Annotated in this window: 1 protein-coding gene; it reads right to left on the reverse strand. The window is 47.6% G+C overall.

Annotated features, from left to right (window positions below):
• Window positions 1–294: transposase (locus tag AB4558_RS22025; protein ID WP_372159112.1), on the reverse strand; the 294-nt coding region annotated here is incomplete at both ends.

Genomic DNA, 294 nt, shown 5'->3' on the forward strand with positions numbered 1-294 from the left:
TTGCCATGCTTGCCTAACAGCTCGAAGAACGGTCGTATGTCCTTGCGGCTACGGCCTAACCCTATCCAAATAACTTGGTGAGTCTTAGCGTCAGCGATGACCGTGGCATACCGATGTCCTTTAAAGATAGCGAACTCATCCATGACGAGTTGCCTTAGCCCCTCCCATTTCACTGACGGTACCACTTGGCGAAGTCGGCGTTTATCTATCTCTTTAATGGTGTGCCAATGTACGCTTGTTAACTGGGAGATATGCTTAATGGGAAGAAGAGGCAGCAGTTGTTCTATATAACTT

The organism is Vibrio sp. 10N.222.51.C5 (assembly GCF_041474575.1).
Taxonomy (GTDB): Bacteria; Pseudomonadota; Gammaproteobacteria; order Enterobacterales; family Vibrionaceae; genus Vibrio; species Vibrio crassostreae_C.